General features: G+C 70.9%; 20 protein-coding genes and 1 tRNA gene. 14 read left to right on the top strand and 7 right to left on the bottom strand.

The genetic code is table 11. The features are described from left to right. Window positions 1-70: 70 nt before the first annotated feature. The gene (locus tag ACFWBY_RS11945) at window positions 71-1,333 is read right to left on the bottom strand and encodes an FAD-dependent monooxygenase (protein WP_385335114.1); all 1,263 of its coding nucleotides are present in this window, start codon (window positions 1,331-1,333) and stop codon (window positions 71-73) included. A 183-nt stretch (window positions 1,334-1,516) separates the two neighbouring features. Between ACFWBY_RS11945 and ACFWBY_RS11940 the strand changes: the two genes are divergently transcribed. From ACFWBY_RS11940 to ACFWBY_RS11925, 4 genes are all read left to right on the top strand, one after another. Then, the gene (locus ACFWBY_RS11940; protein ID WP_385335112.1) at window positions 1,517-2,554 is read left to right on the top strand and encodes a TetR/AcrR family transcriptional regulator C-terminal domain-containing protein; all 1,038 of its coding nucleotides are present in this window, start codon (window positions 1,517-1,519) and stop codon (window positions 2,552-2,554) included. Window positions 2,555-2,756: 202 nt separating this feature from the next. Further along, a complete protein-coding gene (locus ACFWBY_RS11935; RefSeq protein ID WP_385335110.1) occupies window positions 2,757-3,824 on the top strand; it encodes a sodium:calcium antiporter in 1,068 nt (355 codons plus the stop codon). Between the two features lie 526 nt (window positions 3,825-4,350). Next, window positions 4,351-4,427 (top strand) — tRNA-Met (locus ACFWBY_RS11930). Between the two features lie 237 nt (window positions 4,428-4,664). Beyond that, window positions 4,665-4,853, top strand: coding sequence for a DUF4236 domain-containing protein (locus ACFWBY_RS11925; protein ID WP_385335108.1), 189 nt, complete (start codon window positions 4,665-4,667; stop codon window positions 4,851-4,853). A gap of 78 nt (window positions 4,854-4,931) precedes the next feature. Here ACFWBY_RS11925 and ACFWBY_RS11920 read toward each other — a convergent pair whose 3' ends face one another. Both ACFWBY_RS11920 and ACFWBY_RS11915 read right to left on the bottom strand, forming a co-directional pair. Then, window positions 4,932-5,840 carry a metal ABC transporter substrate-binding protein gene (locus ACFWBY_RS11920; RefSeq protein WP_385335106.1) on the bottom strand — a complete coding sequence of 303 codons (909 nt, stop codon included), beginning with the start codon at window positions 5,838-5,840 and terminating at the stop codon, window positions 4,932-4,934. A gap of 20 nt (window positions 5,841-5,860) precedes the next feature. After that, window positions 5,861-7,165 carry a hypothetical protein gene (locus tag ACFWBY_RS11915; protein WP_385335104.1) on the bottom strand — a complete coding sequence of 435 codons (1,305 nt, stop codon included), beginning with the start codon at window positions 7,163-7,165 and terminating at the stop codon, window positions 5,861-5,863. A gap of 390 nt (window positions 7,166-7,555) precedes the next feature. On the opposite strand from ACFWBY_RS11915, the gene ACFWBY_RS11910 reads away from it, so the two are divergent. Next, on the top strand, window positions 7,556-7,828 hold the full coding sequence (locus tag ACFWBY_RS11910; protein WP_385335102.1) for a PLD nuclease N-terminal domain-containing protein: 273 nt from the start codon (window positions 7,556-7,558) through the stop codon (window positions 7,826-7,828). A gap of 1,100 nt (window positions 7,829-8,928) precedes the next feature. Continuing rightward, window positions 8,929-10,200 carry a peptidoglycan-binding protein gene (locus ACFWBY_RS11905; protein ID WP_385335100.1) on the top strand — a complete coding sequence of 424 codons (1,272 nt, stop codon included), beginning with the start codon at window positions 8,929-8,931 and terminating at the stop codon, window positions 10,198-10,200. Window positions 10,201-10,358: 158 nt separating this feature from the next. Here ACFWBY_RS11905 and ACFWBY_RS11900 read toward each other — a convergent pair whose 3' ends face one another. After that, complete coding sequence (locus ACFWBY_RS11900; RefSeq protein WP_385335098.1) at window positions 10,359-11,225, bottom strand: universal stress protein; 867 nt, start codon at window positions 11,223-11,225, stop codon at window positions 10,359-10,361. A gap of 577 nt (window positions 11,226-11,802) precedes the next feature. Between ACFWBY_RS11900 and ACFWBY_RS11895 the strand changes: the two genes are divergently transcribed. The 3 genes from ACFWBY_RS11895 to ACFWBY_RS11885 all read left to right on the top strand — a co-directional run bounded on the left by ACFWBY_RS11895 (window position 11,803) and on the right by ACFWBY_RS11885 (window position 15,868). Beyond that, complete coding sequence (locus ACFWBY_RS11895) at window positions 11,803-14,508, top strand: SpoIIE family protein phosphatase (RefSeq protein ID WP_385335096.1); 2,706 nt, start codon at window positions 11,803-11,805, stop codon at window positions 14,506-14,508. Between the two features lie 132 nt (window positions 14,509-14,640). After that, window positions 14,641-14,844: a cold-shock protein gene (locus ACFWBY_RS11890; RefSeq protein ID WP_385335094.1), complete on the top strand. Its 204-nt coding sequence runs from the start codon at window positions 14,641-14,643 to the stop codon at window positions 14,842-14,844. 67 nt (window positions 14,845-14,911) lie between these two features. Beyond that, window positions 14,912-15,868 (top strand): hypothetical protein, encoded by a 957-nt coding sequence (locus ACFWBY_RS11885; RefSeq protein WP_385335092.1) that lies wholly within the window; start codon window positions 14,912-14,914, stop codon window positions 15,866-15,868. 132 nt (window positions 15,869-16,000) lie between these two features. Here the strand turns inward: ACFWBY_RS11885 and ACFWBY_RS11880 are convergent, their stop codons facing one another. From ACFWBY_RS11880 to ACFWBY_RS11870, 3 genes are read right to left on the bottom strand one after another with little or no spacing between them, the layout of a single operon-like run. Then, window positions 16,001-17,029: an NAD(P)/FAD-dependent oxidoreductase gene (locus tag ACFWBY_RS11880; protein ID WP_385335090.1), complete on the bottom strand. Its 1,029-nt coding sequence runs from the start codon at window positions 17,027-17,029 to the stop codon at window positions 16,001-16,003. Continuing rightward, window positions 17,026-17,562: an isoprenylcysteine carboxyl methyltransferase family protein gene (locus ACFWBY_RS11875; RefSeq protein WP_385335088.1), complete on the bottom strand. Its 537-nt coding sequence runs from the start codon at window positions 17,560-17,562 to the stop codon at window positions 17,026-17,028. The genes ACFWBY_RS11880 and ACFWBY_RS11875 overlap by 4 nt, the downstream gene beginning before the upstream one ends. Before the next feature lie 7 nt (window positions 17,563-17,569). Continuing rightward, the gene (locus tag ACFWBY_RS11870; RefSeq protein ID WP_385335086.1) at window positions 17,570-18,640 is read right to left on the bottom strand and encodes a type III polyketide synthase; all 1,071 of its coding nucleotides are present in this window, start codon (window positions 18,638-18,640) and stop codon (window positions 17,570-17,572) included. Between the two features lie 79 nt (window positions 18,641-18,719). On the opposite strand from ACFWBY_RS11870, the gene ACFWBY_RS11865 reads away from it, so the two are divergent. The 5 genes from ACFWBY_RS11865 (at window position 18,720) to ACFWBY_RS11845 (ending at window position 24,634) form a co-directional block, all read left to right on the top strand. After that, window positions 18,720-19,628, top strand: coding sequence for a UbiA family prenyltransferase (locus ACFWBY_RS11865; protein WP_385335084.1), 909 nt, complete (start codon window positions 18,720-18,722; stop codon window positions 19,626-19,628). Between the two features lie 452 nt (window positions 19,629-20,080). After that, window positions 20,081-20,437 (top strand): subtilase-type protease inhibitor, encoded by a 357-nt coding sequence (locus ACFWBY_RS11860; RefSeq protein WP_385335154.1) that lies wholly within the window; start codon window positions 20,081-20,083, stop codon window positions 20,435-20,437. A 250-nt stretch (window positions 20,438-20,687) separates the two neighbouring features. Then, the gene (locus ACFWBY_RS11855) at window positions 20,688-20,939 is read left to right on the top strand and encodes a DUF3253 domain-containing protein (protein ID WP_385335152.1); all 252 of its coding nucleotides are present in this window, start codon (window positions 20,688-20,690) and stop codon (window positions 20,937-20,939) included. 375 nt (window positions 20,940-21,314) lie between these two features. After that, window positions 21,315-23,375, top strand: coding sequence for an alpha-galactosidase (locus ACFWBY_RS11850; protein WP_385335082.1), 2,061 nt, complete (start codon window positions 21,315-21,317; stop codon window positions 23,373-23,375). Next, window positions 23,372-24,634 carry an MFS transporter gene (locus ACFWBY_RS11845; RefSeq protein WP_385335080.1) on the top strand — a complete coding sequence of 421 codons (1,263 nt, stop codon included), beginning with the start codon at window positions 23,372-23,374 and terminating at the stop codon, window positions 24,632-24,634. Before ACFWBY_RS11850 ends, ACFWBY_RS11845 begins: the two co-directional genes overlap by 4 nt. The last annotated feature ends 20 nt before the right edge of the window (window positions 24,635-24,654 follow it).

The raw sequence follows: 24,654 nt of genomic DNA, 5'->3' as shown, positions 1-24,654 counted from the left end.
GGTCCGGGAGGAGACCAGCCCCAACAGTTCCGGCAGGTCGATCCGTTCGCGGAAGCGTCTGGTGGCTGCGCTACCTCGGCAGGCGTCCCTTCCGCCGCGGCACGCGCTCCGAGGGCGACGGGTGGACCGCGTCCGTGGCGCGACCGTACTCCGGCAGTGCGATGTCCCCGGCTTTGGCGAACTGCGCGGCGAGCAGGTTCCGCATCGGCCAGCGGGTCATCGACCGCATCGAGAGGTCGCGCAGCCGGATACCGAGCCGGCCCGACGGCGCGTACCCGGCGGCTCCACCGGGCGGCAGCTGCTGCGCCTGACTCACGTACGGGCGCATCACCGTGTCGTAGCGGCGGAGGGCGGCACCGTGGGCGCCCTCGGCGGCGGCGAGTTCACCGGCCAGGACGTAGGCGCCGACCAGGGCGAGGCTGGTCCCGAGGCCGGTCAGCGGGGTCGCGCAGTATCCGGCGTCGCCGAGCAGCACCACGCGGCCGCGCGAGAACCTGTCGAGGCGGACCTGGCCCATGGAGTCGAAGAAGAAGTCCGGGGAAGTGCGCATCGCCCGCAACAGGCGTGGGCTCTCCCAGCCGACGTGGGCGAAGCGCCGCGCTACGAGGTCCTGTTGGGCGGTGACGTCGTGGCGGTCGTAGGCGAGCGGCGGCGAACGGAAGCTGAAGCCCGCCTTGATCTCGCCCGGGAGGCGTCCGGGCCGGGCCGAGACGACCAGTCCTCCGGGCGCGTTGTGCATCAGGAACCAGCCGTCGAGGTCCAGGTCGTCGAGGGCGGTGAACCAGGCCGTGTAGAGGTCGATCGGGCGGACGAAGTCCCGCTCCGGGCCGAAGGCCAGCGCGCGCACCACGGAGTGCGGCCCGTCCGCGCCGACGACGAGCGCGAAACGGCGCGGAGCGGCCTTCTCGAAGGCGACGGTGACCCCGTCCGCGTCCTGCTCGATCTGGGTGACGGTGTCGTCGAAGAGGTACTCCGCGTCCGGCAGGGTGGCCTCGTACAGCAGACGGGCGAGGTCGCCGCGGAGGATCTCGATCTCGGAGACGAACCCCTCGCCGCCGAAGCCGTCGGCGGGCAGTCGGGCAGTGGCCCGGCCGGCGGTGTCGACGAGGGCGAGGCCGCGCTGGTCGACGGCCTGCGCCCTGGCCCGGTCCAACAGGCCCATCCGTTCCATCACGGTGCGACCGGCGCCGCGCAGGTCCACGGTCTGCCCGCCCGGCCGGGGTGTCGGGGTGCGCTCCACGATCGTGACCGTGAAGCCTCCCTCGCGTAGCCAGTACGCCAGCGCGGGACCGGCGATGCCGGCACCGCAGATGAGTATTCCGTCGTTCGGCATACTGAGAACGTACGCCGTACGCGAAGATGTGCGCAAGCGCGGAATAGTAGTCGCGAAAGGGGTATTGGAGGATGCCGTACTAGTGCGGTGGTGCGAAGGGGCTCCTTGCTGCCCCGGGTACCACGCGGCGTCGGCGGCTAGGATGGCACCCATCCAGGTGCACTAGTGCGGAAGGGGTGTCGGGTGGCCGGACGGGCGGAACCGCGCTACAGCCGGATCGTCGCCGAACTGCGGCAGCGGATCGAGACGGCCGAACTGGCGCCGGGCGATCGCGTGCCCTCGACCCGCGAGATCACCCGGCAGTGGGGCGTCGCCATGGCGACCGCGACCAAGGCGCTCTCCGAACTGCGCCGCGAGGGCTTGGTCCGCGCCGTCCCGGGCGTCGGCACGGTCGTGGCGGCCCCGAGCCGCCCGGTGCGGGCCGTGCGACCCGCTACCGCCGCACGCACGGGCGGGCCGTCGGACGCGCCCTCGGTCCAGGCGGCCCTCACGCTCGGACGGATCGTCTTTGCGGCCGTCACGGTCGCCGACACGGAGGGGCTGGCCGCGGTCTCGATGCGCCGGGTGGCCGCCGAGCTCGGGGTGGCGACCATGTCCCTGTACCGGCACGTGGCCGACAAGGACGACCTGCTGACGCGGATGATGGACAGCGTCATGGCGGAGCACCCGCTGCCCGCCCACCGTCCTGAGGGCTGGCGGGAGGCGACCGAGCTGGCGGCCCGACAGCTCTGGGACGTGTTCCGCCGCCATCCGTGGCTCGCACCGGCCCTGTCGGTGACCCGTCCTCAGGTGATCATCTCGGCGCTGCCGCACAGCGAGTGGATGCTCTCCACCCTGCACGCGCACGGGCTCGACCTGCGGGCGGCCTTCACCGCGCACCTCACACTGCTCAACCACGCCCGTGGCATCGCCGTCCACCTGGAGGCGGAGCGGGAGGCCGAGGCGCACAGCGGCCTCGACAGTGAGGAGTGGATGGCCGCCCAGGAGTCCAGGCTCCTGGCGGCTCTGGGCACCGGGCGGTTCCCCGCACTCTCCCGCCTCGCCACTGCCGGCTACGACCTCGACCTCGACGACCTCTTCGAATTCGGCCTCCAGCGCATCCTCGACGGCCTCGCCCCCCTCCTCGAACCGTCCGGCGGCGGGATCGAGCGGGACGGAGCGGCGGCCCGTCGTCCGGAAGGCCCCGGGGCGGGTAGGGTGGGTGGCTGCGAAGGGGAGTAGCCCTGCGATACCGGTCGTCGACACACTGGAACCCCCGGGTTCCCGGTGGCCGGGCCCGCGTTCTCCATGAGGCGGGTGGGCGAGACCTTCGGCCCATTTGTCGACGACGTATGTCAGCGTGTCGGCGGGGTCGAAGCCGTCTGCCGCCTCTTACGCCGGTCGTCCTCGAGCCCCGCAGACGCGGGAAGGCTGGACGAGTCCCTTGATCCATTTCGTATTGCTCATCGCGTGTGCGGTGGCGATCTATCTCTCCTGTGAGTGGTTCGTCAACGCGGTGGAGTGGCTGGGCGAACGCCTCAATGTGGGAAAGATGGCAGTCGGCACGATCCTGGCCGCCTTCGGCACCGCCCTGCCGGAGTCCGTGGTCACCCTCGTCGCCGTGACCACCGGCGCCACCGAAGAGGCCAAGAACATCGGAGTCGGCGCCGCCATGGGCGGCCCGCTCGCCCTGGCCACCATCGCCTACGGTGTCACCGGAGCGATGCTCATCCTCAAGCGCCGCAAGGACCGCGCGGCCGTCCTCGCCGGTGCCGGCGGCGCCATCGGCTCGAGCGCGGGCCGGCCCCGGGGCGATGAGGCCCTCGGCGACGCCAAGGACATGAAGCGCCTGGCCCGGGACCAGAAGTGGTTCCTGCCGATCTTCATCGTGAAGGTCGCGCTCGGTCTGGTCGCCTTCGCCTTCAAGCCCGCCCTGGGCGTCCTGTTCTTCGCCGCGTACGCGGTCTACTTCGTCCGCGAGATCCGCAGCAGCCGTGCCGAGGACCCGGACGACGAGGACGAGGAGCTGGAACCGCTCAAGCTCCAGCCCAAGGCCGCCTCTCCCGCCACGTGGGCCGTGGTCGTCCAGACCCTGGCCGCGCTCGTGGTGATCTTCTTCGCCGCGCACTTCTTCGTGAAGCAGCTCGACGTCATCGGCCCCATGCTGGGGCTGTCCGCGACGGTCACGGCCTTGCTGCTGTCCCCGATCGCCACCGAGCTCCCCGAGATCATGAACGCCGTGATCTGGGTCCGACAGGGCAAGGTCAAGCTGGCACTCGCCAACATCTCCGGCGCCATGATGATCCAGGCCACCGTCCCCAGCGGGATCGGCCTGTTCTTCACAAGCTGGCACTTCGACGGCGCCCTGCTCTGGTCGGGACTCATCACCATGGCCGCGATCGTCTACCTCCTGCTCACCATGCGCGCCCACAAGCTCACCCCTGCCCGCCTCGCGATCGCCGGACTGTTCTACGCCGTCTTCGCCATCGGCCTCGTCCCCATCCTCGGCTGACCCCCTCCCTCGCGGGTCCCCGCCCTCTCACGGGCCGGGCCCGCGCCATGGGTGCCCGCGATGTTCCACGGTCGTGACGCCGAGCGCGCGAGCGTTCTCGACCGGCGCGGCACACAGTCGCGGCAGGACGTCTCCGAACGCGTGCGCGCCGGATACCGGGCCTGGCTCGACGGGGACTCACGCCGGCGTCTGCTGGTTCTCCTCGACGAGTGCGACCAGTTCTTGGAGGCGGCGTGCCCCGCTTCGATCAGACCAAGAAGCGCACGGGTCTCGGGTCCGACACCAAGGACCGTGCCAAGGGCGTCTTAGTCGGCCTGCACCCCGTGCGGCGGTTCTCCAAGCTCGCCGGCAACGGCCCGTTCGGCCACCTCGAGCAGACTCCGAAGGTGATCGGCCCGTCGCCCCCCAGTCCGCCGCCGAACTACTGGTCGGCCCGATGCGGGCGCTCGGCTTCGAGTTCCAGGACATGGATCTGCGGACAATGGTCGGGCGGCACCGAAGGGATGCCGTACTCTGAGCTTACCGACGCGGGGTGGAGCAGCTCGGTAGCTCGCTGGGCTCATAACCCAGAGGTCGCAGGTTCAAATCCTGTCCCCGCTACCAACGCACCGGCCCCCTCGACCATCAGGTCGAGGGGGCCGGTCGCATCTGGCGGTCAAGGCAGCCTGCTGAGGCCGTTCCGGGAGGCGTCACCGAGGGGGCGGCGGGCGGCGCAGGGCGGCCATCAGGCGCTCCGCGGGCGCATGGAACAAGCGGCGCCGGGCACACGAATGTCAACTGGCCTGAGTACAGGAACAGTCGGGCCGCCCGTCCCTACGCGCACCGAGGAAGCGAGACGCCATGCCGCTGACATTCCGCAAGAGCTTCCGGATCCTGCCCGGCGTCCGGCTCAACATCAACCGCAAGTCGTGGTCGATCACCACTGGCGGCAAGCACGGCCCCCGCCGCACCCACAGCAGTACCGGACGCCGCACCACCTCGATGGACCTGCCCGGCCCGTTCGGCTGGCGCAAGACGCGCCGCGGCTGATTCACGAGGTGGGAGCCGCCCCCGCGAACCCCCTGCCGGACAGGTCGGGGGTTCGTTCTGCTGCATTCCAGTGCTCGGTCAGCGGCAGTCGAGGGCGGTGCGCAGGGCGGCGAGGTTGTCGCGCATGAGACTGAGGTAGTCCTTGCCGCTGCCCGGCGCGAGACCTTCCACCGGGTCGAGGACCGCCGCCTTGAGGCCGAGGTCCGTCGCCAGGGTCTCGGCCATCTTCGGGGTGGCGAGGGTTTCGAAGAAGACCGTGGTGATCTCCTTGTCCTTGATGGCCTGCTGGATCTGCCGGATGCGGGCGGGGGATGCCTCGGCCTGCGGGCTGACACCGCTGATCGCGATCTGGTTGAGCTCGTACCTCGAGGCGAGGTAGCCGAAGGCCGCGTGCGAGGTGACGACGTCCTTGCGCGCGCAGGAAGCCAGCCCGGCCCGGAACTCTCCGTCCAGTGCGGTGAGTTGTTCGCAGAGGCGCCGGGCACGTTCGCGGTGCGCTTCGGCGTGCTCGGGCTGGGCCTTGGCCAGTTCCTCGCCGATGGCCTCGGCGACCTTGGCGACCCGGAGCGGGTCCAGCCAGAAGTGCGGGTCGGGGACCTTGCCGTAGTCCTTGCTGTCGGTGTGCCGCAGGCCTGCCACGGCTCCGGCTTCCAGAGTTCGCTTCGGTTCGGTGGTCGCCACCGCCTTGTCCACGACGGGGGCCATCGTCTCGGCGTAGACGACCAAGTCGGCCGAGCCGAGCATGCTCGTCTGCTGCGGAGACAGGTCGAGGTCGTGGGCCTCGACGCCCGGTGAGGTCAGGTCGGTGACCCGAACAGCGTCCCCGCCGACCCGCTCGGTGATGAACGTCAACGGATAGAAACCGGTCACCACATTCAGCGTGGAGGACTGGGTGCTGCCGCCTGCGCCGCAGGCGGTCAGCGAAGCCGCCGAGGCGAGCACGGCCACCAGTGCTCCGAGCACGTACCTGGTCCTGATCCTGTTCATGATGTGTTCCTCAGTTCCCGTCAGCCTTCGTCGAGTTCGCTGTCCAGACCGCCCACCGCGATGCTGCCGGGGGTGAAGTCGAGGGTCATGGTGCGCTTCTTGGCGAGGGGGCCGTTCTCTCCGAGGCCCACCTCCACCAGCTGCTTGCTCCCCGGGTCGGTGACGTACGCGCGGTTCTCGCCGATCGCGATCGCGGGCTTGGGTGCCTTCTTGCCCTCGGACCGGGGCTGCTTGTCGAGGACGCCCAGGCTGCGCAACTCCTTGGGATTCCTCGGGTCGAGGGTGTGTACCTGGCCGTCGTCGGTGACGATCACGCCGCGGTTCCAGAACGGGTCCCACGCCATGGCCGACAGGCTGGCCGGCAACTTCACCTCCGTGGTGCCGCCGACGGCGGGATCGATCACCAGCAGTGCCCGCTTGCCCCAGTCGCCGATGACCGCCGAACCGTCCTCGGCACCGATGAAGCTCCCGGCCCGCTGCGCCGCGTCGTCCTTCGCCGGGTATGCCAGCTTGGTGTCCTTCCAGACGCCGTTCTCCCGCGACAGTTTGACCAGACCGTCCGAGCAGCCGAACAACGCGGCGTCCTTGCCGAGCGGGATCTCGCCGTGCAGCTTCGGGCACCCGGTGAACGTCTGCTTCCTGGCGCCGTCGGAGCCCAGTACCTGGAGACCGCTCGGCAGGCTCTGGGTGGTGTCCTCGTCGGCAAGGGTGAGCAGGGTGTCCTCGCCCATGGGGACGGCCACGCCGTGGTGGGGTGCGCCCGATGCGAGGGTGCGCTCCACCGTGAGCGGCTTGCCGACGGCCTTCTTGCCGACCGGGATCAGGTCCACCTCACCCGTGCCGTCGTAGAAGACGGCCAGTGTGCCGTCCTTGGCGACCGCATGGGACGGCTTCTTGCCCTCGCCCTTGCCTTCCAGTACGCGCGGGGCCTCGTGGGCCGTGTCGTCGTGGTCGCCGTGCGATATCCAGCGCACGCCGTTGTCGATCAGCTGGACCGTATCGGCCTCGCCCTGCGCGGCGACCAGCAGTGGATCGCCGCCCGCGGAGGCGAGCTTGGCCTTGCCCGCCAGGTCGAGGGCGCCGACCTGCTTGCCGCTGTTGATGTCGACGACGACCGCCTTGCCGGAGTCGGCGTCCGCGATCGTCGCGCGCGGGCGTGACTGACCGCAGCCCGACTTCGACTCCGCGGGCCAGCCGGCGGCAGCTGGCGCAGCGGGGGTGGGGGAAGCCGCCGCGTCGCCGGTTGCGGTACTGCTGCCGCCGGCGCATGCGGTGCAGACGATGGCGGTGCAAACGGCGGTGGCCGCGAGAAGTCGGGTGCGCATGGTGAAACCGTTCGAAGTAGTCAGAAATGAAAATCATTGCCAACAGTACGGGACTCCGGGGCGTTCGGCCCCGTGTCGGTACGTCGGGAGGCCCTTGCGCAGGTCGAACTGGGGTCCGCTGCAAGGGGGATGAGCAGGGCGAAATCGTCGCGGTGCGCCTCCCTCGCGGGGGTGGGCCGTCTGGGGGCGGGCTCGCCCGAGTGAGGGCTCATCTTCTGGGGGCGTGTGCACGGCGACCAGTCCGCCGTAAGGCTCGGACGGCTGTCCGACCTCCGGATGATCGAATCGGGAGCAAAGTATGACATTGCGAGCATCCTGGGGTGGGCAGAATGGTCCCAGTGGAGGTGCCCGACCGGCGAACTCCGAAGATCCCCACCACGAGGAAACGCGATGAACCCGCAGCTTGCACACGAGATGACACTTGCCGCCACGAGCGAGAGCGCGATCAGCGTCGCAGCCGTGGGTGTGGTCGTGGCCGCGGGTATCGCCTACGTGGCGTTCTTCGTAGCGGCTGTGGTCAGCATCGCCAGGTCCGGCCTCGCCGGAGGACTGAAGCTGGGCTGGGTTGTTTTCGCTGTCGTGGCACCCTTCCTCGGAAGCCTGCTCTGGTTCCTCGTCGGCCGCCGCGACGCCCAGCGTCAGCGTGAGCCGGGCGTCGCCTGATCCCGAGAGCGCCCTCGCGGCGCACGCGCCTTCAGCGCAGCGAATGACGCCTCAGGGTGAGCCGGGCCGCCGCCCCGTGGCGGAAGGCGCACCTGCGGCGAGCTTCAACGGCCCGCTCCGACGCTCAACCCGATTTCCCCGCCTGCGCGTTGCCTCTTGCGCAGTCAGGCGGCGACCGTACGCGTGGCCCCCGGTGGAGTCGGACTCCCGCCCGCGCGTCCACGTCGATCACCGGCACTTGCCGGCCCCGCGCGGCCAGGCCGTGCTCCAGGCGACGATCTCCGCCATCGGAGCCGGGTTCTCTCCCGGCGCGACTTCTCGGGGCCATGACCGGTTCCCCGGCAAGCCTCGTTGCGACGGCCGGCGAGCGGCTGCCCGCCGGCCTGGTCCTCGACGGCGAGTGCTTTTGTGGCCGTGCCCGGCGGCCCTGTCCAGTTCGGGACAGCGAGCCAGTACCCGCTTCAGGACGGCCCCTTCGGGTGGGCCCGTGCCCGGCCCCCGAAGCCGAAGGAGCCGGAAGTCCGACCGCAGGGGGGACTTTCGTCCCTTGCCGCTTTACGCCCCGTCAGTAATGTTTGATTCGAGAGATCATTAATGCTGTGAAGGCGTCTGCGGGTGCATCTCACCGCCCGTTGGCGGGCCTTGGGGAGTGATAGGTAGAAGTCGTGTTGCGGGTAGTGCTTGTTGCGCTGACGGTGGGAGACCTTTCCTAATCGCCGGTGTAAAGGCAATTCGGCCCAGTCCGATGGGGCGGGGGCGGTAAAGCCGCAGATCGAGAACCAGATGATCCCGGGGCAACCGTCTCCGGGTGCTGCCCCATGAGGGCCCCTGGGCTGCCGGGGATTCCGACACGGCGCAGCCCCTTGCCCCTTGTGTGAGTCGCCCTGGGCCGAGCACGCGCCGGGCGAGGCCTGCCGAGTGTCGGGTCCGCTACCCCGCACCTGTTCTGGGACATCGAGTCGTCAATGGGGGCTGTGACCCTCTCCATTCGAAAATATTCTTGTAAACGACAGGAGAAGCTATATGCGCACTGTTCCCCGTGCTAGCGGGACGGCCGGCTCGAAGAGCGCCGGGCTCCGCCACGGAAGGGGTGTTGCGAAGTGACGTCCCCCGCACCCGTCTTCGACGAGATCCACGCCCCCGCACAGTGTCATTGCGCTGGGTGCGTACATGAAGCCCGCGCCGCCCGCCGATCGGGTCTTCATGGCCTCAACGCCGCCAGATCTGCCGTCGTGGCCACTCTGGTGGGCGGCGCCACACTCGTGAGTGGGGCCGGTACATCGTTCGCGGCACAGTCGGTACCGGGCGACGCCGCACCACAGCGGTCTGCCCCCTCCTCCACGGCCGACACCATTGCGGCAACGGGAAACGGGCAGGGCACGCCAGGGCCGCTGTTCGGGGCGCCGTCCCGTCGGGCCTCACAGGACATGCGGCTGTCCCGGGAGCAGATCATCGCCCGGGCCCAGGCCTGGGTGAACGCCAAGGTGCCGTACGACATGAACCGCTATTGGTCAGACGGTTACCGCATGGACTGTTCAGGGTTCGTCTCCAGCGCATGGGGCCTGCGTGACAATCAATGGACCGGCAGTCTGGCCTCATACGGCACGCGCATCTCCAAGGGGGAACTCCAGCCCGGTGACATGCTGCTGTTCCACAACTCTGCCAATCCGGTGGCCGGTTCGCATGTGGTCATCTTCGGCGGCTGGGCCAACTCGGCAAAGACCCAGTACGTCGCCTACGACCAGACGCGACCGCACACCCTCAAGCGCACGACACCTTACGCCTACTGGAACAACTCCTCGCGCTACGTGGCGTACCGGTACAAAAACCTGAGTTCGGACGGAGGTGGCGAGAGCGGCACCGCCTTCCCCGGCGCCGGCCATTTCGGTCCGGGAGCCAACAACAAGCATGTAACCGAACTTGGCCGGATGCTGGTCAAGCGTGGCGGCGGCTCGTTCTACACCTCGGGTCCCGGTCCTCGCTGGTCGGAAGCGGACCGCAAAGCCACCCAGGCGTTCCAACGGGCTCAGGGCTGGTCCGGCAGTGACGCTGACGGCATTCCCGGCAAGGCGACCTGGGACTATCTCGTCAACGGCAAGGGCAATAACATCGGCACCGGTGGTGGCGAGAGCGGCACCGCCTTCCCCGGCAGGGGGCATTTCCGTCCGGGCGCCGTCAATGCACACGTCAATGCACTCGGTGTGCAGTTGGTGAAGAAGGGCTTCGGAAAGCACTACACCCAGGGTCCCGGGGAACGGTGGACCGAGAGCGACCGGCGCAACGTCGAAGCCTTCCAGCGCGCCCAAGGTTGGACAGGATCCTCAGCGGACGGCTACCCGGGGCCAGAGACCTGGCGCCGACTCTTCGCGTAGCCCCGTCGGCACTGGAGGAGATGGGCGAGAGCCGGGACCCCGCATTGGGGCCCGGCTCTCGCCCATCTCCTCCTACGGCCACGTAAGCAGAATCCGCCTCGGCCCTGTCCCAGCGCACCGAGGGAGCAGATCAAGGAGTAGGTCGGTCAGGGAAAAGATCAGCGTGATGCGCCGTCGCCCGGTGGCACCACAGCGACGGGACAACCGGCTTTCATGACGACCGCCTTGGCGACCGAGCCCGATGGCCGGCCGGCGGTGCGAAACCATCGCCGAGGCCGCCCGACCACCACCAGGCCGGCGGTGTTCGACCCCGTAGCCAGCCGGGTACCTGCGGCGCCCGCGACCACTACGGGTTCGACGTCCACGTCCCGGTAGTCATTGCGGCTGAAGGCGTCGAGTCGATGGCCCTGGGCCTCCTCGGCAGCAGCGGCCCGCCGTGACGTGGACGCCGAAACCACCTCCAGCGCCGTACCGCGTCCGCGAGCCTCCAGGAAGGCGAATTCGATCGCCGCGTGGGGGGTGAGCTCGGGGTGGAGTCCCAGGACCACCCGTTCTTGTCCTGTGTGGGCCGGACGCAGCTCGGTGCGCGGGCCCGGAGGCACCACGACCACCGGGCAGGCCGCCTCCGCCACACACGCGAGGCTGGTCGAGCCGAGCAGTAGGCTCGCGAGTCCTCCTCGCCGACGCGAGCCGAGCACCAATACCTGGGCGTGCTTCCCGAGCGCGACCAGCGTGTGCCCCACAGCGCCGGCCGGGGACGCGTACCGCACGTGGGGCAGTCCCTCACGCTCCCTGAGAATGCCCTGCACCTCGGCCAGGACGGTGTCTTCGTGGTCCGGAGCGCCCGCAGGCAGCGGACGCAGGGTGCTGAGGGGTGCGTAATCGGGCCGGACATGGACCACGAGCAGGTCGGTGCCCCGTCGCCGGGCTGTCGCCGCCGCCCAGTCCAATGCGGGGATGCTGTGTGGGGCGCCGTCCACGGCGACCACGACGGGCCGCTGCGGCGGGGGCTTCGCGTCGTCCACGGACTTCACGGCCGCGTCGGGTTCGTGCGCTGTATCAACGTCATGCTGTTCATCCTGAGCGATCCCCGAACGGTGCGGGCAGGGACGAAAGCCCCGGGCTCCCGGGAGGAAGGACTCTTTCCTGGGCTGTCACGCCTGGGCTGTCACGCCGACGGATGTCCGCTGCTTCAGCGGAGGATCCAGCGGGGCTAGCGGGGCGGCCCCGCACCGCTCCCCTTCCACAACCGTACGGGTGCGTACCGGGGGGTGCGAGAACGGCGCACGAGCGGCCCCGATGCCCTGGCGCGCATCGGGTCGGTCGACGACACCGACGGCAGAGCGGTCGCGGATTCCCGTCCCGGCGTCCCGCACGCGACACGCCGGTGCCCGGACCCGCCGGCACGTCACTGGGGCCGCCGGCAGCGACGCTCGACATGCGGCCGCGACGCTGCGTAAGGGGGAGGCGGGCGGCCGCCGGCGGCCCGGACGGGCGAGCCGAGGAAGACGCCGGGTGACCGCCCGGCAGCACTGTGCGCTTGTCGGGAGCCTTGGAGCCCCGGAGGTGCTACAACTGAGGCGTGACCTTTCCTCGCCACCCGTGCCGGGCACGTCGGTGCGGTCACCCCTAGGCAAGCGGTTCAGGAGCGTCGCCGGACAGGTCTTCATCCTCCAGGTGGCGATCGTGGTGTTGCTCTCCGCCGGAGCCCTGCTGGCCCTGGTGCTCCAGTCGCGGCACGACACCGAGCGCGAGGCACGTAACCGGTCGGTAGCCGTAGCCGAGACCTTCGCCCACTCCGTCGGTCTGCAAGACGTGCTGAAGACGTCCGATCCGTCCGCCGTCCTGCAGCCCCTGGCCGAGACGACGCGCGGGGCCGCCGGGGTCGACTTCATCGTCGTGATGGACACGAACGGCATCCGGTACAGCCATCCCAAGCCTGACCGCATCGGGAAACGGTTCGTCGGCACGATCGAGCCGTCCCTCGCCGGCAAGGTCCACACCGAGAGCGTGGACGGCCCGCTCGGCAAGGAGATCCAGGCGGTGGTGCCCGTCACCGACGCCGATGGCAAGGTCGTCGGGCTGGTGTCGGCGGGCCTGACGGTGAAGAACGTGACCGGAGTCGTCGACCGCCAGCTGCCGGTCATCCTGCTGGCCATCGCGACCGGGCTGGCGCTGGCCACCGTAGGCACGGCGCTCATCAGCCGACGGCTGCGCCGCCAGACCCACGGGCTCGGCACGCAGGAGATGACCCGGATGTACGAGCACCACTACGCGGTGCTCCATGCCGTCCGCGAGGGGGTGCTGATCACCGATGGTGAAGGGCGGCTGCTGCTGGCGAACGACGAGGCCAAGCGGCTGCTCGGCCTGCCGGATGACGCCGAGGGGCGCCACCTCGGCGACGTTCCGGGCCTGGACCGCCGGATGGCGGACCTGCTGCTGTCCGGCCGGGTGGCCACCGACGAGGTGCTCGAGGCCGGAGACCGGCTGCTCGTGGTCAACCAGCGGCTCACCCACCCCCGGGGCAGGCCGGAGGGCACCGCGGTCACCATCCGTGACTCCACGGAGATGCAGGTCCTGACCAGCCGTGCGGACACGGCCCGCAGGCGGCTCAAACTGCTGTACGAGGCGGGAGGTGACATCGGCACCACCCTCGACGTGGTGCGGACGGCCGAGGAACTCGCCGCCGTCGCCGTCCCCCGCTTCGCGGACTACGTCACGGTCGACCTGGCCGATCCCGTGCTCGACGGCGAGGAGCCCGGCCCGGGCGCCGACATGCGGCGCACGGCGGTCAGCGGCATCAGCACCGACCACCCCCTCTACCCCCGCGGCCGGCTGATCGACTACCTGCCGTCCACACCCCAGGCCCGCGGGTACGGCACCGGTGAGGCGGAACTGGTGCCCGACCTGGCCGAAGCCTCGGGCTGGCACGCCCAGGATCCGCCGCGCGCGGGGGCCATCGTCGCCTACGGCATCCACTCGCTGATCGCGGCGCCGCTCAGGGCCCGGGGAGTGGTGCTCGGGGTGGTCAACTTCTGGCGGTCACAGAAGCCGGAGCCGTTCGACGAAGAGGACCTGTCGCTGGCGGAGGAACTCGTCGCCCGTGCTGCGGTCAGCATGGACAACGCACGCCGCTACACCCGTGAACACGTCCTCGCCGTGACGCTACAGCGCAGCCTGCTGCCCCGCGCCCTGCCCGAGCAGAGCGCCGTGGACATCGCGCACTTCTACTTGCCCGCGCAGTCCGGGGTGGGCGGGGACTGGTTCGACGTGATCCCGCTGCCGGGCAGCCGGGTCGCGCTGGTCGTCGGAGACGTCGTCGGGCACGGCCTGCACGCCGCGGCCACCATGGGACGGCTGCGTACGGCGGTGCACAACTTCTCGTCCCTCGACCTGCCGCCCGAGGAGATCCTGGCCCGCCTGGACGACCTCGTACAGCGCATCGACCACGACGGGGACGGCGACGACGCGGAGGGCGGCGTACTGGGGGCGACCTGCCTGTACGCCGTCTACGACCCGGTGTCCCAGCTCTGCACGATGGCCCGTGCGGGGCACCTGCCTCCGCTGGTGGTCGCTCCTGACGGCACGACGGAGATCGTGGAACTGCCGGCGGGGCCTCCGCTGGGGCTGGGGGGCATGCCGTTCGAGACCGCCGAGCTGTACCTGGACGAGGGCAGTCAGCTCGTCCTGTACACGGACGGGCTGGTGGAGGAGCGGACCCGCGACATCGGCGAGGGGCTGGAGCTGCTGCGGGCGGCGCTGAGCCGTTCCGACCGCGACCCGCACGAGAGCTGCCAGGCGGTGCTCGACATCCTGCTGCCGCCCCGGCCGACCGACGACGTGGCGCTGCTCATCGCACGGACGCGGACCCTCGGTCCGGACCGGGTCGCGCAATGGGACGTGCCGTTCGAGCCGAGCGCGGTCGGTGCCACACGGAACGCCGCGGCGAAGAAGCTCGACCAGTGGGGCCTGACCGAACTGGGCTTCGCCATGGAACTCATCCTCAGCGAGCTGATCACCAACGCCCTGCGCTACGCCAGTGCGCCCGTACGCGTACGACTGCTGCACGCCCAGACCCTGACATGCGAGGTCTGGGACGCCAGCAGCACCGCGCCACACCTGCGGTACGCCGCCACCACGGACGAGGGCGGACGCGGACTGTTCCTGGTGGCGCAGCTCAGCGAGCGCTGGGGCACCCGGTACACACCCCAAGGCAAGGTCATCTGGGCGGAACTCGAACTGCCCGGACCCTCGGCCGCCGGCGCGGAGCCCGACCTTGCGGCCTTCCTGGACGTGGACCCCCTCTGACTGCGCCCGCAGCTCCTGGGAGGCTGAGGAGTAGGGCCCCGGTCCGGGGTTTTGTCTTGGGGTGGTTGGGGAGTATCGGTGTGCAGCCGGGTGCGGATCATGTTCTCGGCGATGTCTTGCGAGGGGTTGAGCATGGCTCAGGGGACTGTGAAGTGGTTCAACGGGGAAAAGGGCTTCGGTTTCATCTCTCCGGATGAGGGCGGTGCGGACGTCTTCGTTCACTTCAGTGCGATCCAAGGTTCCGGATTCAGGAACCTGGAGGAGAACCAGCGGGTGGAGTTCCAGGTCACCGCCGGGCAGCGCGGTCCGCAAGCCGACCAGGTGAGGGCCCTCTGACTGCTGTCGGCCCGGGCATAGGGTGGTTGGCTTTGGAGGTTCGGTGCGGATAGCGGTCGCCCACAACGTGAGGTCGTCCGATGGACTGGCGCAGCGGGGGTTCACCGCCCGCGCGGAGCTCGAGGACCTGGTGGCCTCGGTGGCCCGTCTCGGGCATACCGCCGAACCCTTGGAGGTGTCCGGGCCGCTGGAGGATGTCGCCCGCGCCCTGGGGGAGATGCGGCCGGACCTGGTGTTCAACCTGGCGGAGGGGTGGAGCGGCCCCTGGCGGCAGTCCGCCTTCCCCGAGCTGTACGAACGGCTCGGCCTGCCCTACACCGGTTCCGGGCCCCAGGGGCTGGCCCTGGCCCTGGACAAGTACCGCACCAAGCTCGTCCTGCGCGAGGCCGGCGTGCCGACACCGGCCGCCGTGTTCCTGACGCCGGGCGCGGCACCGGCGGGGCTGGACGCACTCTCGTTTCCGGTCATCGTCAAACCGAACTTCGAGTCCTGCTCGAAGGGCATCACCGGTACGTCCCTGGCTCACACCGCGCGGGAGGCCGCCGATCTGGCGACGGCCCTGCTCAAGGAGTATCCGGACGGGGCGCTCGTGGAGGAGTACGTGCCGGGCCGGGACATCACCGTGCCTTACCTGACCGCCGCCGGCGGCCCGCTCCCGGTCGCCGAGACCACCATGCCCGCCACGGCCACCGACGGCGGGGTCTTCGACTACGACCTCAAGCAGGATCCGGCCCGCTGGCAGCACCTGAGAGTTCCTGCCCCCATCCCGGAGACCCTCGCCCGCCGGGCACGCCACCTCACGAGCATGGCCTTCGACGCGCTGGGCCTTCGGGACATGGCCCGAGCCGACTTCCGCCTCGACCCCGACGGAGCCCTCCACCTCCTGGAGGTCAACGGCCTGCCAGGCCTTCCCCGCCACGGCGCCACCCACCAAGCGACCGTCCTGGCGGGCCTCGACCCGCAGGACGGCATGGCCGCCGCCGTCATCGCCTCCGCCCTCGCCCGCTCCACGGCGGTCGCCTGACCGCCCGCTCCCCTCCCCGAGGCACACACCGACCCGGCCAACTCGGGCGGCTCGTCGGGCAATCCGTGGGTGCGCGACGGGCAGGGAGCGCCGCTGTGGACCGGTCGGAGAGTCCCAGGCTGTTGCCCGTGGTCACGCCAGCACGTTCACCGCATGCTGGAACAGGCTGGGAAAGCGGGCCGCGGTCGGCGTGATCAGGGGAGCCAGCCGGGGCTGGTTCCGCGCCCACAGCAGGGAGGTCGTCAGCAGCCGGTAGCTGCGGGACAGCCGGCACCACGCGCGTTCGTACGCCTGCGGCCGGTCCTCGCGCAGGCAGCGCACGAGTTCCCCGGCGGCCGTCAGGGCGAGGGCGATGCCCTCGCCCGTCAGAGCGTCGACGTACCCGGCGGCGTCGCCCACGAACAGGACCCGGCCGGCCACCCGGGAGCGGGACTGCTGGCGGAGCGGACCCGCACCCCGGACCGGCGTCCGATCGGCCGTGCCGAGCCGTGACACCAGGAGCGGGAACCGGGCCAGCTGGGCGTCGTACGGGAGCTGTTCGGACGTCAGGACGGCGATGCCGACCTGCCGCGGGCCCAGCGGAGTGACGTACGCCTCGCAGCCGGCCGACCAGTGCACCTCCACCAGGTCGCTCCACGGCTCGACGGTGTAGTGACGCCGCAGTCCGAACCGCGGCCGCTGCCGCCGGGCGGCGGATCGTACGTCCAGGCCGAGCGTCCGCCGGGTCGGCGAGTGAAGCCCGTCCGCTGCCACGAGGTAGCGGGCGGCCATCCCGTCCGCCGTGACGTGTTCGTCGTACTGGTCCACCTGGCGAACGCGGCGCGGGACGATCGGGACACCCAGCTGAGCGGCCCGGGCGGTGAGCGCCTCGTGCAGCAGGGTGCGGCGCGCACCGAGGCCGTGGCCCGCCCGGAACACCGCTTCGGCACGCCGTTCGCCGGCGGCGTCCACGTAGCGGATGCCGCGCAGCGGCCGGCCGGGCACCTCAACGCCCATGGCCTCCAAGGCGCGCACCGCGCCCGGCATCAGGCCCTCTCCGCAGGCTTTGTCGATGGGCGCGGGACGCGGTTCGGCGACTACGACGTCGAACCCTGCGAGCGCCGCGTGGATCGCGGTGGCCAGGCCCGCCGGGCCGCCGCCCACGACGAGGAGGTCGATCACAGGGTCGCGCCCGGTGCGGCGAGAGGGCGCGCGGGCGCCAGCGCGTCGTCTTCGCAGCGGATGCGCACGGTCAGCAGCGCGGCGTTCAGCAGGGAGAAGCCCAGGGCGGTCACCCAGCCGGTGTGCACCAGGGGAAGGGCCATGCCCTCGACGGCGACCGCCAGGTAGTTGGGATGACGCAGGTACCGGTAGGGGCCGCGGGTGATCAGCGCAAGGCCGGGGACGATCAGCACGCGGGTGTTCCAGCGGGGACCGAGGGTGCTGATGCACCACCACCGCAGCCCCTGGGCGGCCAGCACCAGGACCAACGCGGGCCAGCCGAGCAGGGGCAGGAAAGGCCGATCGGCGGCCCAGGGCTCCACGAGGCAGCCGAGCAGCAGCGCCGCATGCAAGGCGACCATCGCCGGGTAGTGACCCGCCCCGCGTTCGAAAGCGCCCCGGCTCCGGCTCCATGCATGGTTGCGCCGCGCCACGGCGAGTTCCGCGAACCGCTCGGCGACCACCAGCAGGACCAGCACGTAGTACGGCGTCATGGCGCACTCACCAGGCCAGCAGTACGAGTTCGGAGGAGAAGCCCGGCCCGAAGGCGATCATCAGGCCGTTCGTTCCCGCCTGCGGCGCTGCGGCGCGGGTGTCGCGCAGGATCTGCAGCACCGAGGCGGAGGACAGGTTTCCCGTGGCGGCCAGCGCGCTGCGGGAGGGGGCAAGGGCGGAGTCCGGCAGGCCGAGTTCGTCGGCCAGCGCGTCCAGGATCTTCGGACCGCCCGGATGGCAGATCCAGGTGGCGACGTCCTGCGGCTTGAGGTCGTGGACCGCGAGGAAGGACTCGATCTCCTCCGCCACGTGCAGCCTGACGAGCTCGGGGATCTCCTGGCCGAGCACCATGCGGAAGCCCCAGTCGCCTACGTCCCATCCCAGCAGGTGTCCGGTCCCCGGGTACAGGCGGCTGCGCGTGGCCGCGACCACCGGTCCGGTCGAGCCGGTCCCGTGCGCCGTCGCCGAGGCGTGGTCGTCACCGACCGCCACCAGCGCGGCGGCCCCGTCCCCGAACAGGCTGCCCGCCACCAGATTCGCCATCGAAGTGTCCGCGGGCTGCAAGGTGAGCGAGCACAGTTCGGTGGACAGCAGGAGCGCCGTACTGCCCGGCCGGCCGGTGAGGAAGTCGTGGACCCGGGCCAGCCCCGCCGCACCGGCGGAGCACCCGAGCCCGAACATCGGTACCCGCTTGACGTCGGGCCGCAAGCCGACCTGCACGGCCAGCCGGGCCTCCAGGGAGGGCGCCGCGACGCCGGTCACGGTCGTCGAGACGACCAGGTCGATCTCCTCGGCCCGAACCCCCGCCTCGTCGAGTGCCCGCTCGACCGCTTCGGCCCCCAGGGCGACGGCGACTTCGACGAAGAGACGGTTGGTGTCACCGAAGCCGCCGAGCTTCCGGTACTGGTCCAGGGGGAGGGCGAGGTGACGTGTCTCCACCTGCGCCGCGCCGTGCAGTCGGCGCAGGAGCGCGCTGTCTGCCCCGGGCGGCAGACAGGAAGCGAGGACGTCGGTGATTTCCTGCTGCGTGTATCGGTGCGGCGGGAACACCGCGCTCACCGCGAGGACGCGAGTCATTGCTCCAACATAGGGACAGAGGGACGTCGGCACGCTGAACACGCCCGCCATGGGCGCGCCGGACGCATAACGTGGCGTGGTGCCCGCCACCACCGAAGAAGGGGCCACCGCGCCCGCCGCACGAGCAGGGTCCGCGGCGGCCCGGCGGCCCGCCCTCGCGAGCTCGCTGGGGCTCCTGAAAGCCAGTCACCCCGTGCCCGCCGCCGCCGTCACCCTCCTCGCGGCGCTGCTGGCGGGCGCCGCCGGGCTCCGACCCGCCGCCGGGACCACAGCGGTGGCCGCGGTCGCCGCGGGCCAACTGTCGATCGGCTGGTGCAACGACCGGCTGGACATGCGGCGCGACGGGGCGGCCGGCCGCCGGGACAAGCCGCTCGCCGCGGGGGAGGTACGGCCCGCAGCCGTGGCCGCGGCCGCGTGGGTGGCCCTGCTCGCCTGCGTCCCGCTCTCGCTGGCCTGCGGCGCCCGGGCCGGCTGGGTCCACCTGGGCTGCGTCGCCGCGGCCTGGTCCTACAACCTGTGGCTGAAGCACACCTTTGCCTCGTGGCTGCCGTACACCGTTGCCTTCGGACTGCTCCCCGCCTTCCTGACCCTGACCTCACCGCAGGGCGACTGGCCGCCGGTCTGGCTGACCGCCGCCGCGGCCTTGCTGGGGACCAGCGCCCACTTCGCCAACGCCCTCCCCGACATCGACGAGGACATCGCGGGCGGCGTGTTGGGACTCCCGCAGAGACTGGGGCGACGCGGATCCATGGCGCTGGCCGCCGTCCTCGCCTTCGCCTCCTGCACGGTGCTGACCCTCGGCCCGGCCGGACCGGTGACCCTCGCCGGCCGGCTGCTGCTGGGCGGGACACTGGCCTTGTGCCTGGCGGCGTCGGCTGCCCCGCCCGTCCTCGCACGTGGCCGGATGCCCTTCTTGATCATCCTGGCCCTGGCCGGAGCCGACGCCGTTCTCCTGGTCCTGGCCGGCCACGCCCTGACCGCCGCCTGAGTACGCACTCCGGGCAGACGTCCGGCGCATCGGGGCGTGAGCGTCCGGACCCTGCAGTTCCCGGCCCGCCTCCGCCCCGAGAGGAACCGGCGCTATCCGGTCACCCTGGATGGACGTTCGATGAACCCCGCTCGGCCGACACCAGGTCAACGCCCCACGTACAACTGCTCCTGCCGGGTGTCACGGTCCGATCGGGTGTGATCGCCAAGGGCGGATCCCCGCTCCGAGCTGCCTGAACGACCGTTCGGTCGCCGGTAATCGAACGAGTTGTCTTTAAACCGGCGTTCGATGTGCATCCATCCTTCACACCCGACAGACTCGGCGGTGTCCAGTCGACATATCGCAGCCAACTGCTGCGCATTCCCTTTGAATTGAAAGCGAGTTTCGTCGTGCGTCACCGCATCGCTGCCGTCTCCACTGCCGCCCTCCTGACGCTGGCCGCCGCCTCCGGCATGGCGGAGGCACGGCCCGCCGGCTTGTACGCCCCCTCCGCCGTGGTCCTGACCGTCGCCCAGGGCGAGGACGCGGCCACCGTCGTGCGGGCGGCGACCCTCAGCTGCGCGCCGACCGCCCAGGGCACGCATCCCGACCCCAAGGCCGCCTGTGCGGCCCTCGCCGCCACCGCCGGCACCCTCGACGTGCTCCTGACCGCCCCCGACTCGGACCGCGCCTGCCCGATGCACTACGACCCCGTCACCGTCACCGCGGACGGCGTCTGGCAGGGCAGCCGCATCTCCTGGAAGCACACCTTCTCCAACGCGTGCACCATGTCCGCGACCTTCGACGAGAACGCCGTCTTCGCGTTCTGACGGCTACTCCACTCGCCCGCCACGCTCGTCCGCACCCGCCCTTCTGGTCCTGGCCGGCCCCGTGCCGCCTCGGCTGGGCCGTCTCTTTCGGATCTTGCCGGGCCCGCGCCGCCGGGCATCGCACCTGGCCGCGTTGTCGGGGCGCCCGGGTACTTCCAGTACGCGGGCGCCCCTCCGCCTTGCCATGTGTCGTCCTGGTTCGCGTGACCGCTGGGGCGATACTGGTGGGGTGACGGACATCGACCGGCAGATGGGCCGGCGATTGGAACGGGTCATCCTGGAGCTGCTGGAGCGTCGGGGCCCGACCGCGACGATCTGTCCTTCGGACGCCGCCCGGGCTGCATACGGAGGGGACGACGACGGCTGGCGCGCGTTCATGGAACCGGCCCGCAGCGCGGCCCGGAGGCTGGTCGCGGCCGGCGAAGTGGAGATCACCCAGGCCGGCCGCCCGGTCGAGCCGACAACGGCCCGCGGTCCGATTCGCATCCGCCGCGCACGCTGAAAGCCCATGGGGCGGCCCCGGCGGGCGCGGCCCGGTCCGGGCCCGAATAGAGGCCCGCGGCCGGCAGCGTCCCGATCCTGACCCGCACCCCGCGCCGCTTCCTACCGGGCCTGCCGCGGCCACCCACCGGTTTCGCGGGGGGAGCAGGGCCCGTACGGTTCTGCCGCCCTCGGGCCCGGGCGTCACGACGGGCCGTCCAGCCCCTTCGCCGTTCTACCGGACGATCAACAGTCCCGCGGCATGCGAGGCACGCGCCCCCGGTGGAGCGGTCCTCCCCATGTCCCGACGGTGGCCCCCGTCAAGGGGGTTGGCGTCGCAGAGGCGCTCCCGTAGCATGCGAGCGAAACATGAGCCATACTCACATTAAGGCCGCGTGTGATCACCTACCATTCCGAAGCCCGCCTGTGGCTGCTGAGCACGCCCGGCACCTCCTACGCCTTCCGATTGGACGCCGACGACGTCCCCCGGCACGTGCACTGGGGCCGGCCGCTGACCCTTGAGCAGGCCGTCGTGATCGCGGCCGACCTGCCCGCCGAGGATCCCGGCGGCGACGACCCCGGCGGCGAGGAGTACGCGGTCGAGGGCGGCCTGCGGTTCGGGGCGCTGTCGCTGACCGTTCGGTTCGACGACGGCGTGCGCGGCTTCGAGTGGCAGTTCGTCTCGCACGGGGCTGAGGACGGCCTGCTCACGCTCTCCTTCACCGACCGCGTCCGCTCCCTGGGTCTCGACCTGCACTACCGGATCCGAGACGGCCACGACCAGGTAGAACGCTGGGCGGTCCTCACCGCGGACGAGCCGGTGGACGTCCTGCGGTTCGACTCCGCCGCCTGGACACTGCCCGCCCGCGACGACTACCGGGTGAGCCATGTGGTGGGCGAGTGGGGCAGGGAGTTCCAGCTCCAGCGCAACCGGGTGCCCATCGGCGAGACGGTGTTCTCCAGCCGCCTCGGCATCACAGGACAGCACGCCGGACCCTGGCTGATGCTCGACGCGGACGACGCCTCCGAGGAGCACGGCGAGGTCTGGAGCGCGGCCCTGGCCTGGAGCGGCAGCCGCCGGGTCACCCTGCGCCGCGACCCCTACGGCCGCGCCTCTTGGACCGGCGGCTTCGGCCACGAGGGGCTGGTCTGGAAACTGCTCCCCGGCGAGCGCCTGGAAACCCCCGTCTTCACCGGGCTGTACGCTCCCGACGGCTTCGGCGGCACCAGCCGCAGCTGGCACGCCTACATCGAAAGCCAGGTGCTGCCCGCCCGTCCGGCCGAACGCCCCCTGATCTTCAACTCGTGGGAGGCGACCGAGTTCGACATCAGCGAGAAGCAGCAGACCGAGCTGGCCGAGCTGGCCGCGGGTCTCGGCGTCGAGATCTTCGTGGTGGACGACGCCTGGTTCGGCGCCCGGACCAGCGACACGGCCGGGCTCGGCGACTGGTGGCCCAACCCCGACCGCTTCCCGGACGGCCTGGGCCCGCTCGCCGACCACGTTCGCGCGCTGGGCATGGGCTTCGGCCTGTGGGTCGAGCCCGAGGCGGTCAACCCCGACAGCGACCTGTTCCGTGCACACCCTGACTGGATCCTCTGCCAGGACGGCCGTAGGCGCACGCTGGGCCGTAACCAGCACGTGCTGAACTTCGCCCGCCGTGACGTCCGTGAATGGGCGGTCGAATGGCTGGTCAGGACCGTCACCGAGCTGGACGTCGCCTTCCTCAAATGGGACATGAACCGGTCCTTCAGCGAGGCGGGGCAGCCGGGGGCCGCCGACCCCGACAGGGTCTGGATCGAGCACACGCGCGGCGTCTACGAGGTGATGGACCGGCTGCGCACCGCCCGTCCCGACCTGTACGTGGAGTCGTGCGCGGGCGGCGGCGGGCGGGCCGACCTGGGCGTGTTGGCCCGCGCCGACCAGGTCTGGACCTCCGACAACACCGACGCCGCCGAACGGGTCGCGATCCAGCACGGCCACGGCCAGCTGCTGCCCGCCCGGACCATGGGCGCCTGGGTCACCGACAGCCCGAACAGCTTCACCGCCCGCCCTGCCTCGATCCGGTACCGCTTCCACGTCTCGATGGCCGGGGCGATGGGAATCGGCGGCGACCTGCGGAACTGGAGCGAGGACGAACTCGCCTGGGCCCGGATGCTGGTCGGGCAGTACAAGCGGATCCGGCCCGTGGTGCACGGCGGCGTCCTGTATCGCCTCGGGCACGACTCGGTGCAGTACCTCACCGGGGACGAGGTCGTCGTCTTCCAGTTCCAGCCGTCCGGGCTGAACCGCACCGCAGCCCGCACCCGGCTGAAGGGCCTCGACCCCCGTGCCCGCTACCGGGACGAGGACACCGGCGCCGTCCACGAGGGCGCCGTCCTGCTCAGCCACGGCCTCCCGCCCCTGCTGGCCTTCGACTGCGCGAGCGAGCTCGTCCACCTCAAGAAAGTGCCCCGATGAGCCTCGCTCCCGAGCGGCCCGAGGCTCTCGTCGAGCCGACCCGCAAGGTCAGGCCCGGCTGGATCGCCCTGTACGTGCTGGCCAACACCGGGATGTTCATCCCGATGCAGGTGCTGAGCACCTTCCTGATGCCCGAGCAGATCGCCCAGATCGACCCGGCGGGGAAGGTCGGCAGCTACGCCTGGGTCAGCGTGCTGGGCGCGATCTCGGGAATCGTCATCGCGCCGCTGGCCGGCGCGCTCTGCGACCGCACGACCGGCCGTTTCGGCCGCCGCCGGCCGTGGATGATCGCGGGCTCGCTGGTCTGCATGGCAGCGCTGGTCCTTACCGGCCTCCAGACGACGGTCGTCGGGATCGCGCTCGGCTCCCTCGTGCTGTCCGCCTCCTTCATGATCATCAGTGCCGGGCTCTCCCCGGTGGTACCCGACCGGGTCCCCGTCGCGCAACGCGGCGTGGTGCTGGGCTGGGCCACGGTCCCGCAGGCCGGCGGCATGATCGCGGGCGGACTGCTGCTCGGGCTGGTCGCGGGCTTCTCCGCACAGTACGTACTGATGGCCGCGTTCCCGCTGCTGATCGTGCTGTTCGCGGTCGTCGTGAAGGATCCGCGACTTCTCCCCGACCACCGCGAGCCGTTCTCGCTGCGCGCCTTCCTGGACGGCTACCGGATCAGTCCGCGCGAGCACCCCGACTTCGTCTGGGCGATGAGCTCGCGGTTCATCATGGGGCTGGGCTACGGCCTGGGCACGCTCTACATGCCGTACTTCCTGGACGACGTCCTGCACTACGAGCAGCTGTTCCCCGGCCAGTCCACCGAGGACGGCCTGCTCATCGTGGTCGGCGTCAACTGCCTGGCCACGATCTCGACGGTCGTCCTCAGCGGATGGCTCTCCGACAAGCTGGGCAAGCGCCGCATGCTCGTCTTCCTCGGCGGCGTCACGATGGCCGTCGCCGCCATCCCGCTCGCCCTCTCACCCACCTGGACCATGACACTGGTCGCTGCCGTCATCCTGGGCCTGGGCTACGGCGTGTACCTGGCCGTCGACACGGCCCTGGTCACGGAGGTGCTCCCCACCTCGGCGGACCGCGGCAAGGACATGGCCCTGGCCAACCTGATGGCTTCCCTGCCGTATGTCCTGGTACCGCCGATCGCCTCGGTCGCGCTCGGGGACCTGGGGGGCTACCGCTCGCTGTTCCTGTGTTCTGCGGCCATGTCCGCGCTGGGCGCGGTCCTGGTCTGGAAGGTCAAGAGCGTCCGCTAGCGCGCTCCCCGAGGTGTCGC

Source organism: Streptomyces sp. NPDC060049, assembly GCF_042736715.1.
Taxonomy (GTDB): Bacteria; Actinomycetota; Actinomycetes; order Streptomycetales; family Streptomycetaceae; genus Streptomyces.
This window is presented reverse-complemented; position numbering and strand designations above follow the sequence as displayed.

Bases quoted from the DNA above. Each gene is read 5' to 3' on its own strand.
- ACFWBY_RS11945 (WP_385335114.1), bottom strand. From the start codon at position 1,333: ATGCCGAACGACGGAATACTCATCTGCGGTGCCGGCATCGCCGGTCCC.
- ACFWBY_RS11925 (WP_385335108.1), top strand. From the start codon at position 4,665: ATGCCGCTGACATTCCGCAAGAGCTTCCGGATCCTGCCCGGCGTCCGG.
- ACFWBY_RS11920 (WP_385335106.1), bottom strand. From the start codon at position 5,840: ATGAACAGGATCAGGACCAGGTACGTGCTCGGAGCACTGGTGGCCGTG.
- ACFWBY_RS11915 (WP_385335104.1), bottom strand. From the start codon at position 7,165: ATGCGCACCCGACTTCTCGCGGCCACCGCCGTTTGCACCGCCATCGTC.
- ACFWBY_RS11910 (WP_385335102.1), top strand. From the start codon at position 7,556: ATGAACCCGCAGCTTGCACACGAGATGACACTTGCCGCCACGAGCGAG.
- ACFWBY_RS11890 (WP_385335094.1), top strand. From the start codon at position 14,641: ATGGCTCAGGGGACTGTGAAGTGGTTCAACGGGGAAAAGGGCTTCGGT.
- ACFWBY_RS11875 (WP_385335088.1), bottom strand. From the start codon at position 17,562: ATGACGCCGTACTACGTGCTGGTCCTGCTGGTGGTCGCCGAGCGGTTC.
- ACFWBY_RS11870 (WP_385335086.1), bottom strand. From the start codon at position 18,640: ATGACTCGCGTCCTCGCGGTGAGCGCGGTGTTCCCGCCGCACCGATAC.
- ACFWBY_RS11860 (WP_385335154.1), top strand. From the start codon at position 20,081: ATGGCGGAGGCACGGCCCGCCGGCTTGTACGCCCCCTCCGCCGTGGTC.
- ACFWBY_RS11855 (WP_385335152.1), top strand. From the start codon at position 20,688: ATGGGCCGGCGATTGGAACGGGTCATCCTGGAGCTGCTGGAGCGTCGG.
- ACFWBY_RS11845 (WP_385335080.1), top strand. From the start codon at position 23,372: ATGAGCCTCGCTCCCGAGCGGCCCGAGGCTCTCGTCGAGCCGACCCGC.